Source organism: Hyphomonas sp. CY54-11-8 (assembly GCF_000682735.1).
GTDB lineage: Bacteria > Pseudomonadota > Alphaproteobacteria > Caulobacterales > Hyphomonadaceae > Hyphomonas.
Window position 1 is genome coordinate 113,080 of the sequence record NZ_AWFD01000012.1, and the last position, 15,712, is coordinate 128,791.

A 15,712-nucleotide genomic window follows, 5' to 3' on the forward strand; every position below is an offset into this window, starting at 1 on the left:
TTGCGTCACCTAGTAACGCAACCGGATGCCGACAGAGCCGGACAGGCCAGGGGTGCCATAACCGAGAACCTGCTGGTATTCCTCGTCGAACAGGTTTTCAATGCGGCCGTAGAGTTCGACACTGTCAGTTAAGTCATAGCTGCCGGTCAGATCGACCCGCGTCCACCCGTCCAGCGTAGTGCCGTCCGTGCTCGCCTCGTCACCGTTGAACCTTATGAGAACCGCACCGGAGAAGGGACCTTCAGGGTCGAGCGACACGGTCACGTCGCCTGAGTTTTTCGGCAGCCGCGAGAGTTCATTGCCGTCTCCGTCCTCAGCATCGATATACGCATAGTTCGCCGCCACACCGATCCAGTCGGAGAACTGGTAGGAACCGTACAGCTCGACGCCCTGTGACTTGACGAGCGCGATATTGTCGTACCCGGCCGTGTAGGAGAAATCGATCATGTTCTCCGTGTCCTGGTCGAACCATGTGATCCCGGCTTTCGCGCGGCCATCTTCGGATGTCCAGTCAAGGCCGATATCGAAGGCTTCAGAACTTTCGGGCTTCAGGTTCGCATTCGGCTCGGTCAGTCCACAGAAGGTACAGATATAAGTCGACTGGAAGATGCTCGGCGCCTTGAAGCCCTGTCCCCAGCTTGCCCGCACGACGACTTGTTCAACTGGATTGTATGCTGCTGCCAGACGGCCCGTCGTTTCCGACCCGAATGTCTCGTGGTCATCGACGCGGATGCCACCTGTCAGGGTCAGTTTCTCAACAGGTTTAAATTCATAGAGACCAAACACGCCGTCGATGGAGGAGTGCGCGTCATTGGCGGTGGTTTCTTCCCGCTCTGCACCAAAGGAAAGCTTGTTCATGTCGTTGACAGTGAACGTGCCCTGATAGCGATAGATCTGTCGATCTCCTTCAGCGGAATAGCTTTCGGCACCATTCGAGAAATTCTTGCGGGTGATGTCGGAATATCCGACCATCAAGAGGTTCTCGAACCGGTCATCGAAGAGCGGTACTTTCAGTGAGACGTTTCCTGACAGCGTTTCATTCTCGGTACGTTCGTCGCCATCGCCGACACTGCCTTCCGCGCCGAAAACATAGCTGTCATATTCGGCATCCGCGTCGTTCCAGAGAAGCGACGCTTCCAGTCGGGCTCTTTCCGGCAGGTTCAGTCCGCCTTTCGCAGACAACGTCGTGGAATCGTAGGCATCTTCCTCTCCATTGCCATTGGCTTCGTCTGCCTTGGAGATTCCATCCGTGGAAATGCCGCTGGCTGAGAGACGGAGGTCGCCGGTCTCGTTCGCGCTGCCGATGGAAGCACCTCCGCGCAGCGTGTTGAAGGAACCGTATTCTGCATATGCGCTTCCACCGAGCCGTTGTTCCGGCTTTTTGGTCATGATGGAAACAACCCCGCCGATGGCATCGGAGCCCCATAGGGTCGATTGAGGCCCTTTCAGCACTTCAATTCGATCGATATTATCAGTATCAAGATAAGCGAAGTTGAAGCTGCCGTCCGTCACGGATGGATCACCGACCGGTACGCCGTCGATCAGGACCAGGGTCTGCCCGGACGAGGCACCGCGAATGCGTACGCTCGCAGCACCGCCATAGCTCCCATTTTGATTTATTGTGACGCCTGGCGCCGCCGCCACGGCATCGAGGGCAAAATCGAAATCCAGCTTTTCGAGATCTTCTGCGGTGATGATGCTGACGCTGGAGCCGATTTCAGTCTGGGTCTGATTGAGACGTGATCCTTCAACAGTGATCGCTTCCATTCTATTTTCTTCTGTGCTGGATTCTTGCGCGATAGCCGGTGTGATCAGGCTGATAGCAGCCGCACTAAGCAGAGCTGTCCTGTATGACATGGGGGTTCTCCTCATGAGCACCCCGCCGCCCGGAAGACAGGTGCCTATAACGACAATTGCTGGCCACATGGTGCGATCCATGCGGGCGGCCAGGCCGGTTTCCTTGATGTCGTTACAAAAGGAGAGGCATCAGCCTTCCCGCCCGCTGAGAACTATTCCCGGCCTCCGGACGAACGACGCGATGGCAGGTCTCCTGGCTCGCCGATCAATGCTTCAGGCCGCCTTCCCAGAACCCTGAGGTTCCAGTGACTTCATGGCCATCAGCTCCTGGCTGACAGTTGCGGGTACAGCGCCGGAATTACACCGGCTTCCCTCTAGGCCCTTGTTAAGGGCACCATCTGAGGTGCTAGTTGTTGCAGTTGCGAAAGCCTGTCAATAGCGGCTGCGGCAGCTGACGCAAAGGCAACCGCTAGAGGCTCATACCGATTGGGATAAAGTTATTGCCGCTCTGGACGGAGAGTTCGCCAGAAGTGTTCTTTCTTGATGGTTTCAAGAAACGGAAAGACTTGCCGTCCGGAAATTGGGCAAGCGCCAAAAACCGTTTGAAACGTCAAAGTAATCAAAGTGGAAGCTGGCAGATGGTGGTTCGGGGGAGACTTGAACTCCCGACCTCGCGATTATGAGTCGCGCGCTCTAACCAGCTGAGCTACCGAACCATTCGTCGAAACGAAGGGGCCTCATACACGCGGGCGGGCCAGCCTGCAAGCGGGCGATCTGCACCTCGATGTATCGCGTGATCCCAATGACTGCAGTGGCGGTACAGGCATGTGGCCTGCTTCTGTCGCAGCGCCCGGTTCGGCGGGAATATTCCCAGGCGTCAAGCCCGGTATCGGCTGGCATTCCGCACCTTAATGGCGCCTCTTGGCAAGCTGGCAGCAAGCCCCGTAGACTTGATGGCATGAAACGCATTCTGATCGCGTTGATGTCTGCCGTGCTCACTGGTCTTTGCCTGCCCGCCGAGGGTCAGGAGGAGGAGGCGATCGAGGCCTATATGTCAGGCAACTATCCGGCGGCGCTGGCCCGGACCGCAAATGCGCCGGACGCCGACTCCCGGGCCTTCGCGGCACGGACCCTGCTGGCCGAGGCGATCAGCCAGAATGGCCAGCCGCCGGCCGCATTGCTGCAGGATGCCCTGGCCGAGGCCAACCAGGCCCTTTCCCGGCAACCGGGCCATATCGAGGCCCGGCTGCAGAAGGCGATCGCCCTGTCGCTCCTCAGCCGGCCCATGAGCGCCGGAGAAGTGCGTCGCAGCGGCTTTGGCAGCGAAGCGCGCGACCTTGCTGAAGGCGTACTGGCGGAAGAACCGGACAATATTTATGCGCAAGCGTTTCTGGCGGTCTGGAACGCTGAAGTAATCCGGCGTGGAGGGACCCTTGGCGCCTTGGTCATGGGAGCTAGCCTCGACAAGGCCCGGCGTCACTATCAGGCGGCCGTGGCGCTTGCCCCCGGCGACGCGGCGATCCATTGGCAATGGGCTCGCGCGTTGGCAGCGCTGAATGCAAAAAAGTATGATGCAGAGATCAGGGCGGCCCTCGATGCGGCGCAGGCGGCTCCGGTGAACAGCGATCTTGAACGGATTATGCAGGCGCGCGCCGGGCTGCTGAAGCAGGTGCTGGAGACTGATGGCACCGGGGCCGCAGAGGCCCGGGCACTGGACATGCTCTGAGCGTTCCGGCGGTCGTCCTGTGAACGTCTTTGTCTATTCCGCTGCGACGGATTCTGCAGCGGCTTCCTGTTCGGAGAGGAAGCGTTCTGCATCCAGCGCAGCCTGACAGCCCATGCCGGCCGCAGTGACGGCCTGGCGATAGGTCTCGTCGGTCACATCGCCAGCGGCGAAGACGCCAGGAATCTCGGTCTGCGGCGTGCCGGGCTTGGTGATGAGGTAGCCATTCTCTTTCATCTTCAGCTTGCCCTTGAACAGTTCGGTCGACGGTGCATGGCCGATGGCGATGAAGACACCGTGTACCGGCACGAGTTTCACTTCGCCGGTGTTCACATCCTTGATTTTCGCGCCGGTTACGCCGAGCGGGTTCTCATCGCCGACAACCTCTTCCAGCGTGTGATTCCAGACTACTTCGACCTTCGGGTTCTTCAGCAGGCGCTCCTGCAGGATCTTTTCGGCGCGGAAGCTGTCGCGGCGGTGCACGACGGTGACCTTGGAGGCAAAATTGGTAAGGAACAGGGCTTCTTCAACGGCGGAGTTGCCGCCGCCCACGACCATGACTTCGCGGCCGCGGTAGAAGAAGCCGTCACAGGTCGCACACGCTGACACGCCGAAACCCTTGAACTTCTCTTCCGTCGGCAGGCCAAGCCATTTGGCCTGGGCGCCGGTGCAGATGATGATCGAATCTGCGGTGTAGACCGTGCCGCTCTCGCCGATCGCCTTGAACGGGCGGCTTTCGAGGTCGACTTCGGCGATATGGTCGTTCTCGACCTTCGCGCCCATGGCTTCGGCATGTTCCTGCATCTTCACCATCAGGTCTGGCCCCTGAATCTCGGTGAAGCCGGGATAGTTTTCCACTTCCGTGGTGATGGTCAGCTGGCCACCGGGTTGGATGCCGGTCACCACAAGCACATCACGCAGCGCGCGGGCACCGTAGACGGCAGCCGTCCAGCCAGCCGGGCCGGAGCCGATAATCAGGATTTCAACGTGTTTCGTGTCGGCCATGTCGGTACTCCGGATGCGCCTTGTGGAATCGGCTTTTGCACATAGGGCGGGTCGGTCGAGGCTTAAAGGTCCCCGCCGCTCATATCAATGTGACACCGCGCGGAAAGCTCAGCAGGGCTTGGAAACGACTTCCACAGTGGCGTGGGAAACATCGAACCGTTCCGCGAGGCGGGCTTTCACGTCCCGGCGCAAGGTTTCGATACAGGCACCCTCGGCGGCGGTGACTTCCATCGTGATGAGCGGTTTCGATTCCGTCAGCGCCCAAGCATGGATGTGTGAGACGTTCATGACATGCTCAATATGCGCCACGAGGTCTTGCCGTATGTCTTCCGGCGACAGGCCCTCGGGCGTGCCTTCCAGCAGGATGTGACCGGACTGGCGGGCGATGCGGACGCCGGCGACAAGGACCAGCAAGGCCACGAGAACAGACAGGATCGGGTCGGCAGGCGTCCAGCCCGTCGTGAGGATAACGATTGCCGCGGCGATGGCCGCGACGGACCCAAGCAGGTCTCCGATCACATGCCAGAGCGCGCCTTGCAGGTTCAGGTCGTGCTTGTCGCCGCCATGCAGCACCCAAGCGGCGAGAATGTTCACAACAAGGCCGCCAGCGGCCACCCACAACATGATCCCGCCGAGCACCGGCGCGGGGTCCAGCAACCGGTGAATGGCTTCCCAGACGATCCAGCAGGCCAAGGCAACCAGGGCGATGCCGTTGGTGAAGGCGGCCAGCACTTTCATCCGGCCAAAACCGTAGGAGCGGCTGGGATCTGCTGGCCGTTCGGCCAGCTTGTAACCGACCCAGGCCAGGATCAGTGAGGCAGCGTCCGTCAGCATATGTGCGGCGTCGGCGAGCAGGGCCAGGGAACCGGAGATGATCCCGCCCGTCACTTCAGCCATCATGAAAGAGGCCGTCAGGACCGCTGCGATTGCGACGCGCCGGCGTGAATCCGCTGTCGTCATGTCTGCATGGTCATGGGAGTGCCCATGTCCATGGCTGTGCCCATGATCGTGGCTGTGCCCATGATCGTGGCCGTGACCATGCGCGTGGTCATGCTCATGATCGTGGGCTTTGTCCGGCAGGTTGGTGTTCAGGTCGCAACTCATGTGCCTGAGGTGGAATCCTTTCGCGGGAAGGTCAATTCGAGTGTGATAGCGTTGCGTTGCCGGGCCGATTGATTTTCCGCCCTGCCGCTGAGGTTTGTGTGCTAGGTTACCTGAAAACATAACAAAAAAGCCCGGAGGAAATCCATGAGCCCACCCCGCCTGCGCCAGCTTGTGATTGCTGCCAACAGTCTCGACACTGCCGACACTTTGAAGAACGTCCTGGGCCTTGGGGAACCGTTTCCGGATCTAGGCGTGGCGGAATTCGGCCTGGTGAATGCTGTGTTCGCGATTGGTGACCAGTTCCTCGAAGTCGTCGTGCCGACCCAAGACAAGGCACCAGCCCGGCGGTTCATCGACCGGGGCGGCGAGGGCGGTTACATGGCGATCTTCCAGACGGACGATATGCAGGCGCTGCGCACACGTGTCGACGGGCTGGGGATCCGGCGCGTCTGGAACATCGACCTGCCGGACATTTCGGCGAGCCATCTCCATCCCGCCGATATTGGCGGGGCAATTGTCTCAGTAGATGAGCCACGCCCGGCCGGCAGCTGGCGCTGGGGCGGCCCGGGCTGGCGAGACCGGGCAGCACCTGGCCGGTTCACACATGCCGTTCTGGAAACGCCGGATCCGGATGCGCTGGCGCAGAAATGGGGGCTCGTCTTTGGCCTGACAGCCGACAAGCGCCGCCTGTTCCTTGCCGACGCGGTGCTCTACTTCAATGAAGGCCCCGCCGACCGGATGATCGAATTCGGTGTCGATCTTCCCCATGCAGACAAGGCACTGGAACGCGCCGAGGCTGCCGGGCTGATGGTCGACGGGAAAAGCACAAATGTTGCCGGCGTCAGGCTGGCATTCGCCTGACTAGTAACCGTCTGCCACTCCATCCTTGCGCATCTCGGTCGCGGCCAGATAGGCACCACTGTTGAAGTCACGCATAATGGCCTGATAGCCGCCGGCATTGGCGCCGCAGCACTCGATATTCAGACCACGGCGTTCCAGTTCGGCGCGCGTTTCCGGGGGGATACCGCTTTCGAGCGAGACCGTGCCGATATCGGCTTCGCATGCTGCGTCGTCGAAGTCATCGGTTGGTTCACAACCGCCATTATGCTCCCAGCGTGCCGCATCGCCGGCTTCCTGCAAACCCATGTCGAAATCGACGAGGTTCAGGATGACCTGGACATGACCCTGTGGCTGCATGCCGCCGCCCATAAGGCCGAAGCTCAGCCACGGTTCAAACGGACAGGCCTGTTCAATCGGCACCGCCCGGACCTGACAGCCCGGCATGTCCTTCTTGAAAGCAAAGGCCGGAATGATGGTATGGAACGGCCGCTTGCCCGGTTCCCAGACATTCGGGTGGGCCGGGTCGAGGCTGAACAACTGGCCGCGGTCCTGGAACATGAAGCCAAGGCCGTCCGCAACGAGACCTGACCCCATGCCGCGATAGTTCGACTGGATCAGCGATACCATCATGCCGTTCTCGTCGGCGACGGTGAGATAGGTTGTGTCACCATCTTTCAGTTTGGCGTCAGCTGCAGGGAAATCCATACCGGCTTTTACATTGGTCATCGCCTTGCTGAGATCAATCAGACCCGCGCGTTCGGCGTTGTAGCCCTCTTTCAGGAAGACATTCGGGTCGATGCCGGAAAAGGCCGGATCGGCGTAGCCTTTGGCCCTGTCCGCAAATGCCAGCCGCTTGGCTTCCACCTGCGCCATGATCGAGTCCGCCGAGCCAAAGCCCATGTCGCGCAGGTCGTATTTTTCCAGCATCTGCAACATCTGCAGCGCGGCAATGCCTTGTGTGTTCGGTGGCAGTTCGCAGACCTTATAGTCGCCGCGATACGTCGCGCAGACAGGCTCAACCCATTCGCCTTCATGCGTGGCGAAATCCTCGTAGGTCAGAAAACCGCCGATCCGTTCGAAATAGTCGGCCATGATGTGGGCCGTCTCGCCGGTGTAAAACTCATCCCGGCCCTTGTAGGCGATACGCTCCAGCGTGTCGGCGAGGTCCGGATTGCGAAACAGCGATCCTTCTTCCGGTGCGGGCGAGAAATAGGTTTTCTTCGCGTTGTCGTATTCTTCCAACATGCCGCTCTCATAGGCGGGCTCGAAGCGCTTTGGACCGAAGCTCCAGTAAAAGGAGATCACTTCCGGGATCGGCGCACCTTCGCGCGCGTAGCGGATCGCGGGTTCCAGATCGGTGTTGATCGGCAGTTTGCCGAACCGTTCGTGCAGCGCGAACCAGCCATCGACCGTACCCGGAACAGTCACGGGCGCCGCACCGAATGGCGGGATTTCCTTGCCGTCCATAAACTCATCGGCCTTCGCCTGCATCTGTTCCAGCGTGGCGTTCTTCGCGCTGCGGCCGGACCCATTATAACCGTAAAGCTGCTGTGTCTCTGGGTCCCAGACGATTGCGAAGAGATCGCCGCCTATACCGTTTCCGGTCGGCTCCACAAGACCTAGCATGGCGTTCGCGGCAATGGCGGCATCAACGGCTGAACCGCCGCGCTTCATCACATCGAGTGCTGTCTGCGTGGCCAATGGATGGGCCGTTGCGGCCGCCGCATTCGGGGCAACAACGGCAGAACGAACGCCCAAATCCCGCCCCGTCGGCATCCGGTCACCCGGACCCGGCGCAGACAGCTGCAGCAGCGCGTTGCCAATTGTGCCTGCGCTGTCTGTTTCGGCCGGCGTAGGTGCTTCAGCAGAAACGCCGTCGCCAGCCGGATCGGGGGTTGCACATGCGCTAAGTCCTGCCGCCACCATGGCTGCCAGGAGTGTTCGGGCCATTTTCATGACTGATGCCTCCGCTATCTGGCGGTGACCTTAACGCCCTTCGCCGGGTTTTCGAGTCCCGGCCTGGCCAATAATAATCGTCATTCGGGCGCAGGGTGCGGCCGAGGGCTTCGATATAGCTGTGGATCAGACCATCAGACATAGCTGACAATCTCCCATTCGATGCCGTCATGATCATGGAAATAGAACCGGCTGCCGGGATCATATGTCTGGTGGCTATGCGTTTTCAGGCCGGACTTCAGGATCCGTTGTTCGGCGGCGTCCAGGTCTTCAACCAGGATGCCGAAATGGTTCACCGCACCGGTGCGGTAATAGCTTTCTTCATCCATACGGTCCTGCTTCGGCAGGGCATAGAGGGCGATATACTCATCATCGGTGCCGACATGGACGGTGTAGCCGTCGTATTTTGCCGGGCCTTCCCAGCGCACATGCCAGCCGAACAGGTCCACCAGCATGGCGGCTGTCTTCTTCGGGTCTGAGACCGTCACATTCACATGCTCAAACAGGGCGGGTTTCATTTTCTTGCTCCATTCGCTTCAATTCATTGAGTTCTGATTTGACGATCCTAATTCCTCAACTTAACTTGAGGTCAAGCATTTTGGACAAGGAAAAAATCGTTATGAAACAGGGGCTTTTGATCGGGGATGTTGCCCGTCGTACCGGGCTGTCGGTTTCTGCCATCCGCTTTTATGAATCACGCGGCCTCGTGAAGCCGGATCGTCGTCCCTCTGGTCAGCGGGAGTTTGCCCGTGCCGATATCCGCCGGTTGTCCTTCATCCTGATCGCCCAACAGATGGGCCTCACCATCGAGGAGATCGGAGACGTTCTCAGCGAACTGCCGGACAACCGCACGCCGACCAAGGCAGACTGGACCCGCATCAGCCAGCACTTTCGCAAGCGCCTCGATGATCACATCGCCATGGTGGAGCGCCTGCGCAACAGGCTGGATGGCTGCATCGGCTGTGGCTGTCTCAGCCTGAAGAGCTGCGCGCTCTACAATCCGGATGACCGCGCCAATGCCGCCGGACCGGGACCGCGCTTCGTGGTAACGGCGGAGAAGGTGGGGTGACTCCCGGCGCGTCTTTTGAGATGGCGCAGGTCATTGTCGCAGCAGCCCGGCTCGAGGGACAATGGATCACACCCGACAACCTAAACACCCAGGCAAGTCAGAAAGGCGCCTATGTCCTCCTGGTCGGTCTGGACAGGGCGTTACCGGTTGGGGCTAGCCGGCGCAAATCAGGACAATTGCCAGCCGGAACCTATCTCTATGCGGGTAGCGCATACGGCGCAGGCGGCGTTGCGGCCCGCATCGGCCGTCATTTCAGAAAAGACAAGAAAGTTCACTGGCACGTCGATCGACTGACACTGGAGGCGAGCCGCCTTGCGGCATTCATTGTGGAGAATGGCAATGAATGCGCGCTGGCTGAGGCGCTGCTGGAATCGAACAACGTAGCGATCGCGATAGAGGGATTTGGCAGTACGGATTGCCTATCCTGCCGTGGTCATTTGCTGGCAATCGTCTGAGCGGACCTAGTTCGGCTTTTTCGGGAAATAGTGCATCGCCATGCGTTCCGCAATTTCCTGGCCTTCGCGGGCGAAGCGCGCTTCGGCTTCCACGGCGCGGTTGTCGCATTTCAGGTAATCGCGCGTGGTGTCCTGATAGGCCTCGTTGAATTGCGCCACGAGGCTGGAACGGAGGTTCCCGCGATTCGGAGCCTCATAGCTCAACATGTCGGACATGTACTGGCGCCAGTACTGGTCGTCCCGGCCATTGCAGCGGACCCGGATCGCGTGTGCCGAGCCCAGCGCGCCGGCCAGATCGGCAGCGTCGCGGAAATAATCCGGTCCCCGCATCGGCAGGCTCGATTGTGCAGTGCTTGCGCCACAGACCATCAGGGCGCTAAGCAGGACGACATGAAAACGTGCCTTGTTCATGAAAAGACCTTTGCCCGCATCCAGCCTCGGCTCAAGGATGTAGAACACAAACTTGATGTCCTCATTATGACCGATGAAGGACGCTTCTATCATGCGGGCAGCCGCGTGGTGACCGACAAGGTGGAACCTGAGATCGTCTTCGGCAGTCTGGACTGCTTCTTTGGCCCCGCCGCCGGTGTATTCGTGAAGACCGTCACGACCTCGGACCGACTGGAGTGGTTCCAGTCTCCGGCAGCGGGCGTCGACAACGCGGTACTGAAAGCGATTGGCAAGGCGTCGAAACAATACACGACCAACCATACCCAGGCTGAATCCATGGCCGAGTGGGCCCTCTGGGCCGCGTTGGACTTCCTCCGCGAAGGGCCGCTGCACCGGGCCCAGCAGGAGGCGGCAGAATGGAAACGTGTTCAGGCACGCGAGATCGCCGGTAGCCGCTGGCTGGTGGTCGGCTATGGCTCAATCGGTGAAGCCGTCGGCAAACGCGTGACTGCGCTTGGCGGGCACGTCACCGGCCTGCGCCGTTCCCCTGGCCCGGCACCGGGCGCGCAGGAGATATTGCCCATCGGTGTGTTGCCGGATTTGCTGCCGGAAGCAGATATTGTGCTGCTGAGCGTGCCGCACACGTCAGAAACTGAAGGCATGGCCGATGCGGACTTCTTCTCGAAGATGAGACCGGACGCCCTGTTCATGAATCTTGGCCGTGGGGCTCTGGTGAACGAGGACGCGCTGGTCGCGGCGCTGGACAAGGGGCACCCGGCCTATGCCGCCCTCGATGTCACTGGTGTGGAGCCTCTGCCGGCGGAAAGCCCGCTGTGGCATCATCCGAAGATCATGATCACGCCACACGATTCGTCCCAGACCAATGGAACGATCCTTCGGGCGGATGGCACGTTCGTGGACAATCTTCACCGCTACCTGAACGGCGAGCCGCTCAGGAACCTCGTCGACCGGAAAGCCTTCGAGGACTGAGCGGCGATTTCGTCCGTTTACGCGGTTTCCTTCACTTTCAGCCCGGCAATTCGGTCAATCGAGGCTTCGGCATCGCGCATGATGTCGGCCACGATCTCAGCGACGGGTTTGACCTCGTGCACGCCGCCGGCCGATTGGCCCATGGCGAAGCAGGAATTGTCCATCGACAGTTTCGTTTCGTCCGTGATCCCACCAATACCGCCGATGACGCCGGTCTGCGTGGAGTGAATGGCCTGGAACGGGAAAGGCTTGATGTCCTGCGGACGGCTTTCCCAGTCATTGATGTAATCGTTCGTGCGGCAACGCATCGGCTTGCCTGAGTAACAGCGTGTGCGAGTCGTATCGGTGTCGCCTGCGCCGACGACGGCGTTCTTGTACATGTTGGCGGCGTGGGCCTCCTCCGAAGCGATGAAGCGCGTGCCCATCCACACACCCTGCGCGCCGAGGGCGAGGGCTGCTGCGAGACCGCGGCCATCATAGATGCCGCCTGCGGCGACAACAGGAATTTTCACCGCTTCCACGGCCTGTGCCACCAGCGGAAGTGTGCCGACGAGCCCGGTGTGTCCACCGCCTTCACCGCCTTGCAGGATGACAGCGTCGCAACCGGCCTGTTCTGCCTTGATCGCATGCTTCACGGCGCCGCCGACGACCATGACCTTCACATTGGCTTTCTTCAGGCGCTCCATGATCGGCATCGGCACGCCAAGACCAGCCACGAAGGAGTCGGCGCCGCCATTGATGATGACGTCCACGGATTCCTCAAGGCTTTCCGGGCTGGCGGCCAGGAGGTCAACGCCGAAGGGGCGGTCGGTCAGCTCGCGCACGCGTTTCATCTGTCCGGCGATGAAATCCGGCGAAGTACCGGCCATCCCAAGCACGCCATAGCCGCCTGCATTGCACATGGCAGCACAGACTTCGGCGTAGGAAACCCCGCCCATGCCGGCGAGCATGATCGGGTGCTGGACATTCAACATATCTGTCAGGCGGGTTTTCAGGGCCATTTGGGCTTCCTCTCTCTGAATGTTTTATGCATCCGTGCTTACGGCCCGGTCGCAACGTCAACGCAATAGCTGGCGCCACCCCGCCGCGTCTCTGCCCCATTCCCGCCGCGTTCTGCCGTCAGAATACCAGATGGACTGGCAGAATCGCCGGTCCGGCGTCACATGCGGAGACCAGACGGACCGGATCTTTAGATCAGTCCAACTTCGTGAAGGACGCGGCAACCGGCCGACGGGCTTGCCCGGGAACAGGTCCGGTTGCCCCAACTTCCGCCCTTTCCCGGGGGCTCTGGGAGAGGGGGCTTGATTGAGGAATTTGCAGGCACGCCTTGCCGATTTCTGAATTGAGCTATCCGTTTTGCTTGGCGGATGCTATGACGCCGTTCGGTCGAAAGGCCATTAACAGGGGTAAGATCATGAAGAATATCATCACTTTGGGCGCTGCAGCCCTGGCTCTCGCAGCTTGCGCACCGGCGGAAGCTCCGGCTGAAGATACGCCGGTTGTTGAAGAAACCACGGTCATCGAAGAGTCGGCTTCCGACGCTGCCGATGCCGCCGTTGAAGCAGCTGACGAAGCTGCGGATGCCGCTGCTGACGCTGCTGATTCGGCAGAAGAAGCTGTTGGCGAAGCAATGGACGCTGCTGAAGAAGCTGCTGCCGACGCTGCAGACGCTGCTGAGGACGCAGCCGATGCTGCTGCCGAAGAGATGACGGAAGAAACCCCGGAATAACGGGGCGTTCCTTCGGAATTAGATAGGGCCGCTCCTTGGGGAGCGGCCCTTTTGATTTGTGTCCTGAATGTCAGGATCAGAACTTCTGGTAGCCGCCATCGACCAAGAGCGTATCGCCCGAGTGGAATTTCGAGGCATCGGAGGCGAGATAGACGGCGATCCCGCCGAAATCTTCCGGCTCGCCCCAGCGGCGGATCGGCACGCGGGAGATCACCTTGGTCTGAAATGCCTCAGCGCCCTGTGCACCTTCCGTCATGTCGGTTGCGATCCAGCCCGGTAGGATCGAGTTCGCCCGGATCTGGTAGCGGCCATATTCCACGGCGATTGCGTTCATCATGGCGATCAGACCGCCCTTGGTGTGGCCGTAGGACTGGTTCCGTGCCGCGCCCGACAGGGCTGCCAGTGACGCCGTGCCGATCAGGCTGCCACCCAGGTCGCCGGCTTTCGCACGGGTCACCATGGACTTCGCGGCCTCGCGCAGGGTGAGAAAGGCGCCTTCGGAATTGATCCGCTGATTGTAGCGCCAGGTCTCCAGCGTCATCTCATGAAAATTCGGAGCGCCGCGACCAACGCCGGCATTTGCGATGCAGGTGTCGATGCGGCCGAACTCTTCTTCGGCTTCCTTCATCGCTTTGACGACTTCGGCTTCCTCGCCGACGTCCACCTTCCATGCCTTGACCTTGCCGGTGCCGAGTGCGTCGGCCTTTTTCACGGCGGCGTCATTGTCGGCTTCCTTGCGGCCCCAGATGACGACATCGGCGTTTGAAGCGGCCAGCGCCTCCACCATGCCGAGGCCGATCCCCTTGTTGCCGCCGGTGACGACGCAGACCTTTCCTGTAAGGTCGAATGGAGCATAGGTCATGGCTTCCTCCTGAAAGATTCTGGTTTGTTTGTCTGGTGTCACACAAGAGAGGTGACGCTGGGGCCGGTCAAGAGGCTGATTGGCTGGCGATCACGAGCTGCCGGGCCGCTTCGATGATGCGACGGGTCTCGTCCCAGATTTCAAGTTCTGCCAGACGGGCCGGGCTGATCCACTCGGCATGTGCCGCATCATCCCCCGCCATTACCGTACCGGAAACCCACACTGCAGCGTAGTCGAACAGGACGAAATGGCGGGTCACATCTCCCGTTGTGCGGGAGGTGAAGATGCCGTCCACCACATCCACCAGGCCGACCAGCCGGGCGGCGAGACCCGTCTCTTCCTTCAACTCGCGTAACGCCGCATCGCCAGCGCGTTCGCCGAATTCGATCTTGCCGCCGGGCAGGGACCAGCTCCCTGCCATCGGCTTGGTCCCCCGGCGGATCAGGGCGACGTCATCGCCACGGAAGCAGACCGTGCCGACGGCCGGGACGGGCTTCTGATCTGTCATGCACCGCTTCCCTGTTCCAGCAGGACGACCGTCTCCACATGCGCAGACCAGAGGAACTGGTCGACCGGCTGTACCAGCATGATCCGGTACCCGGCATCGACCAGCACGCGCAGGTCACGCGCCAGCGTACCGGGATCGCAAGAGACGTAGGCAACCCGCCGCACGCCGCTATAGGCAATTTCCGCCACCTGCTTGGCGGCGCCGGCCCGTGGCGGGTTCAGCACGATGCCCTGGAAGCGCGCCAGCGTAGCGGACGGGACGGGGTTGCGGAATAGGTCCCGTACCTCTGCCGTAACGGGCTTCAAGCCATGTGCAGCACGGGCGGAAGATTCCAGCGCCTCAATCGCCACAGCATCACCTTCAACTGCGTGAACCCGGGACTCCTCAGCCAGCCGCAGCGCAAATGTTCCGCAGCCGGAGAAAAGGTCTACCACTTCCAGCGCATATTTCAGGTGCTGGCGCACAAGGCTTGCCATGAAGGCCTCAGCCTCAGGGCTTGCCTGAAGGAAGCCACCCGGCTTCGGACGCAGGAAAGCCCTACCGACCTGGATCTCGGGTGTCGCTTGCTGCAACGGAACATCATTTCCGATAGCAACGCGCATGAAACCTGCCGCCAGTGCCTTGGCCCCGGCCATCATCACATCGTGTGGGGCGGCAAAGGTGGCTGTGTCGGTGATGTGCAGGTCCAGCCCGTTCGGCATGGCAGTCACTTTCAGGACCATCTCGCCTTTCAGCGGCGCCAGCGGTCCGGCCAGTTCTTTCAGTGCGCTGATTTTCCGTGTAATCTCCGGCGAGGCGACCGGGCAGGTGTTGATGTCAACAATGTCGTGGCTGCGCCGGGAATGGAAGCCGAGCTGCACGCCGCTTTTGGTGCGCCGGGCAGCAAGAGAAATGCGGCGGCGCGTGCCGGGCGGGGTGACCCAGACTTCCTCGACATGCTGTTCCAGTCCGCGCGACTTCAGGGCGTTGATTACCAGGGACTGCTTGAACGCCCGGTAAGGCCCATCCGCCAGGTGTTGCAGGCTGCAGCTGCCGCAGCTGGCATAGTGCGGACAAACCGGGGACTGCCTCTCCGGTGAAGGCGTCACGATCTCCAGAAGTTTTGCTTTATCGCCGTTAACAGCGATGCGGACTTCCTCGCCAGGCAGGGTGCGCGGCACGGAAACCCAGTCTCCGTCAATCCGCACCTGGCCGTCGCCCTTCGATCCGAGGCGTTCGATGACCACAGTGCTGGCACCGCGGGCATCCGGATCAGGAATAGCAGGCATACCGGGCTCCCCACTG

The 15,712-nt window shown here is 60.7% G+C and carries 16 protein-coding genes, 1 tRNA gene and 1 riboswitch; of the genes, 6 read left to right on the forward strand and 11 right to left on the reverse strand.

Annotated features, from left to right (window positions below):
• Positions 1-9: 9 nt before the first annotated feature.
• Complete coding sequence (locus tag HY17_RS09010; protein WP_233348731.1) at positions 10-1,767, reverse strand: TonB-dependent siderophore receptor; 1,758 nt, start codon at positions 1,765-1,767, stop codon at positions 10-12.
• 255 nt (positions 1,768-2,022) lie between these two features.
• A riboswitch (cobalamin riboswitch) is annotated at positions 2,023-2,211 on the reverse strand.
• Positions 2,212-2,436: 225 nt separating this feature from the next.
• Positions 2,437-2,513 (reverse strand) — tRNA-Met (locus HY17_RS09015).
• Between the two features lie 242 nt (positions 2,514-2,755).
• Between HY17_RS09015 and HY17_RS09020 the strand changes: the two genes are divergently transcribed.
• Positions 2,756-3,523: a hypothetical protein gene (locus tag HY17_RS09020; RefSeq protein WP_034766031.1), complete on the forward strand. Its 768-nt coding sequence runs from the start codon at positions 2,756-2,758 to the stop codon at positions 3,521-3,523.
• A 33-nt stretch (positions 3,524-3,556) separates the two neighbouring features.
• Here the strand turns inward: HY17_RS09020 and trxB are convergent, their stop codons facing one another.
• Together trxB and HY17_RS09030 are read right to left on the reverse strand one after the other, a co-directional pair.
• Positions 3,557-4,525 (reverse strand): thioredoxin-disulfide reductase, encoded by a 969-nt coding sequence (trxB, locus tag HY17_RS09025; RefSeq protein WP_034766033.1) that lies wholly within the window; start codon positions 4,523-4,525, stop codon positions 3,557-3,559.
• Between the two features lie 108 nt (positions 4,526-4,633).
• Positions 4,634-5,485 (reverse strand): cation diffusion facilitator family transporter, encoded by an 852-nt coding sequence (locus HY17_RS09030; protein WP_051599866.1) that lies wholly within the window; start codon positions 5,483-5,485, stop codon positions 4,634-4,636.
• Between the two features lie 288 nt (positions 5,486-5,773).
• Here HY17_RS09030 and HY17_RS19350 point away from each other — a divergent pair, with 288 nt between their 5' ends.
• Complete coding sequence (locus HY17_RS19350; RefSeq protein ID WP_051599868.1) at positions 5,774-6,490, forward strand: VOC family protein; 717 nt, start codon at positions 5,774-5,776, stop codon at positions 6,488-6,490.
• Here the strand turns inward: HY17_RS19350 and HY17_RS09040 are convergent, their stop codons facing one another.
• Positions 6,491-8,425: a gamma-glutamyltransferase family protein gene (locus tag HY17_RS09040; protein WP_081813065.1), complete on the reverse strand. Its 1,935-nt coding sequence runs from the start codon at positions 8,423-8,425 to the stop codon at positions 6,491-6,493.
• A gap of 134 nt (positions 8,426-8,559) precedes the next feature.
• On the reverse strand, positions 8,560-8,943 hold the full coding sequence (locus HY17_RS09045; protein WP_034766035.1) for a VOC family protein: 384 nt from the start codon (positions 8,941-8,943) through the stop codon (positions 8,560-8,562).
• A 101-nt stretch (positions 8,944-9,044) separates the two neighbouring features.
• On the opposite strand from HY17_RS09045, the gene soxR reads away from it, so the two are divergent.
• Both soxR and HY17_RS09055 read left to right on the forward strand, forming a co-directional pair.
• Complete coding sequence (gene soxR, locus HY17_RS09050) at positions 9,045-9,494, forward strand: redox-sensitive transcriptional activator SoxR (RefSeq protein ID WP_034766037.1); 450 nt, start codon at positions 9,045-9,047, stop codon at positions 9,492-9,494.
• Entirely contained in the window at positions 9,491-9,949 is a 459-nt protein-coding gene (locus tag HY17_RS09055) for a DUF123 domain-containing protein (protein WP_197020253.1), read from the forward strand. The genes soxR and HY17_RS09055 overlap by 4 nt, the downstream gene beginning before the upstream one ends.
• A 6-nt stretch (positions 9,950-9,955) precedes the next feature.
• Here the strand turns inward: HY17_RS09055 and HY17_RS19355 are convergent, their stop codons facing one another.
• The gene (locus HY17_RS19355) at positions 9,956-10,453 is read right to left on the reverse strand and encodes a TIGR02301 family protein (RefSeq protein ID WP_051599869.1); all 498 of its coding nucleotides are present in this window, start codon (positions 10,451-10,453) and stop codon (positions 9,956-9,958) included.
• Here HY17_RS19355 and HY17_RS09065 point away from each other — a divergent pair.
• Positions 10,427-11,329, forward strand: a complete 903-nt coding sequence (locus HY17_RS09065) for a D-2-hydroxyacid dehydrogenase (protein WP_051599870.1) — start codon at positions 10,427-10,429, stop codon at positions 11,327-11,329. The two genes, HY17_RS19355 and HY17_RS09065, sit on opposite strands and share 27 nt — an antisense overlap.
• A 17-nt stretch (positions 11,330-11,346) precedes the next feature.
• Here the strand turns inward: HY17_RS09065 and HY17_RS09070 are convergent, their stop codons facing one another.
• Positions 11,347-12,330 carry a nitronate monooxygenase family protein gene (locus HY17_RS09070; protein WP_034766038.1) on the reverse strand — a complete coding sequence of 328 codons (984 nt, stop codon included), beginning with the start codon at positions 12,328-12,330 and terminating at the stop codon, positions 11,347-11,349.
• Positions 12,331-12,743: 413 nt separating this feature from the next.
• Here HY17_RS09070 and HY17_RS09075 point away from each other — a divergent pair, with 413 nt between their 5' ends.
• Positions 12,744-13,058 (forward strand): hypothetical protein, encoded by a 315-nt coding sequence (locus HY17_RS09075; RefSeq protein WP_034766350.1) that lies wholly within the window; start codon positions 12,744-12,746, stop codon positions 13,056-13,058.
• 76 nt (positions 13,059-13,134) lie between these two features.
• Here HY17_RS09075 and HY17_RS09080 read toward each other — a convergent pair whose 3' ends face one another.
• The 3 genes from HY17_RS09080 to HY17_RS09090 all read right to left on the reverse strand — a co-directional run bounded on the left by HY17_RS09080 (position 13,135) and on the right by HY17_RS09090 (position 15,696).
• Positions 13,135-13,920, reverse strand: a complete 786-nt coding sequence (locus HY17_RS09080; RefSeq protein ID WP_034766039.1) for an SDR family NAD(P)-dependent oxidoreductase — start codon at positions 13,918-13,920, stop codon at positions 13,135-13,137.
• 67 nt (positions 13,921-13,987) lie between these two features.
• Positions 13,988-14,428, reverse strand: a complete 441-nt coding sequence (locus HY17_RS09085) for an NUDIX hydrolase (RefSeq protein WP_034766041.1) — start codon at positions 14,426-14,428, stop codon at positions 13,988-13,990.
• Positions 14,425-15,696, reverse strand: coding sequence for a class I SAM-dependent RNA methyltransferase (locus tag HY17_RS09090; RefSeq protein WP_051599872.1), 1,272 nt, complete (start codon positions 15,694-15,696; stop codon positions 14,425-14,427). Before HY17_RS09090 ends, HY17_RS09085 begins: the two co-directional genes overlap by 4 nt.
• Positions 15,697-15,712: the final 16 nt, after the last annotated feature.

Excerpts from the sequence above, each read along its gene's own strand:
- HY17_RS09045 (WP_034766035.1), bottom strand. The coding sequence starts at position 8,943 with ATGAAACCCGCCCTGTTTGAGCATGTGAATGTGACGGTCTCAGACCCG.
- HY17_RS09075 (WP_034766350.1), top strand. The coding sequence starts at position 12,744 with ATGAAGAATATCATCACTTTGGGCGCTGCAGCCCTGGCTCTCGCAGCT.
- HY17_RS09070 (WP_034766038.1), bottom strand. The coding sequence starts at position 12,330 with ATGGCCCTGAAAACCCGCCTGACAGATATGTTGAATGTCCAGCACCCG.
- HY17_RS19350 (WP_051599868.1), top strand. The coding sequence starts at position 5,774 with ATGAGCCCACCCCGCCTGCGCCAGCTTGTGATTGCTGCCAACAGTCTC.
- HY17_RS19355 (WP_051599869.1), bottom strand. The coding sequence starts at position 10,453 with ATGATAGAAGCGTCCTTCATCGGTCATAATGAGGACATCAAGTTTGTG.
- HY17_RS09040 (WP_081813065.1), bottom strand. The coding sequence starts at position 8,425 with ATGAAAATGGCCCGAACACTCCTGGCAGCCATGGTGGCGGCAGGACTT.
- soxR (WP_034766037.1), top strand. The coding sequence starts at position 9,045 with ATGAAACAGGGGCTTTTGATCGGGGATGTTGCCCGTCGTACCGGGCTG.
- HY17_RS09030 (WP_051599866.1), bottom strand. The coding sequence starts at position 5,485 with ATGACGACAGCGGATTCACGCCGGCGCGTCGCAATCGCAGCGGTCCTG.
- HY17_RS09090 (WP_051599872.1), bottom strand. The coding sequence starts at position 15,696 with ATGCCTGCTATTCCTGATCCGGATGCCCGCGGTGCCAGCACTGTGGTC.
- trxB (WP_034766033.1), bottom strand. The coding sequence starts at position 4,525 with ATGGCCGACACGAAACACGTTGAAATCCTGATTATCGGCTCCGGCCCG.
- HY17_RS09080 (WP_034766039.1), bottom strand. The coding sequence starts at position 13,920 with ATGACCTATGCTCCATTCGACCTTACAGGAAAGGTCTGCGTCGTCACC.
- HY17_RS09010 (WP_233348731.1), bottom strand. The coding sequence starts at position 1,767 with ATGGAAGCGATCACTGTTGAAGGATCACGTCTCAATCAGACCCAGACT.
- HY17_RS09065 (WP_051599870.1), top strand. The coding sequence starts at position 10,427 with ATGACCGATGAAGGACGCTTCTATCATGCGGGCAGCCGCGTGGTGACC.
- HY17_RS09020 (WP_034766031.1), top strand. The coding sequence starts at position 2,756 with ATGAAACGCATTCTGATCGCGTTGATGTCTGCCGTGCTCACTGGTCTT.
- HY17_RS09085 (WP_034766041.1), bottom strand. The coding sequence starts at position 14,428 with ATGACAGATCAGAAGCCCGTCCCGGCCGTCGGCACGGTCTGCTTCCGT.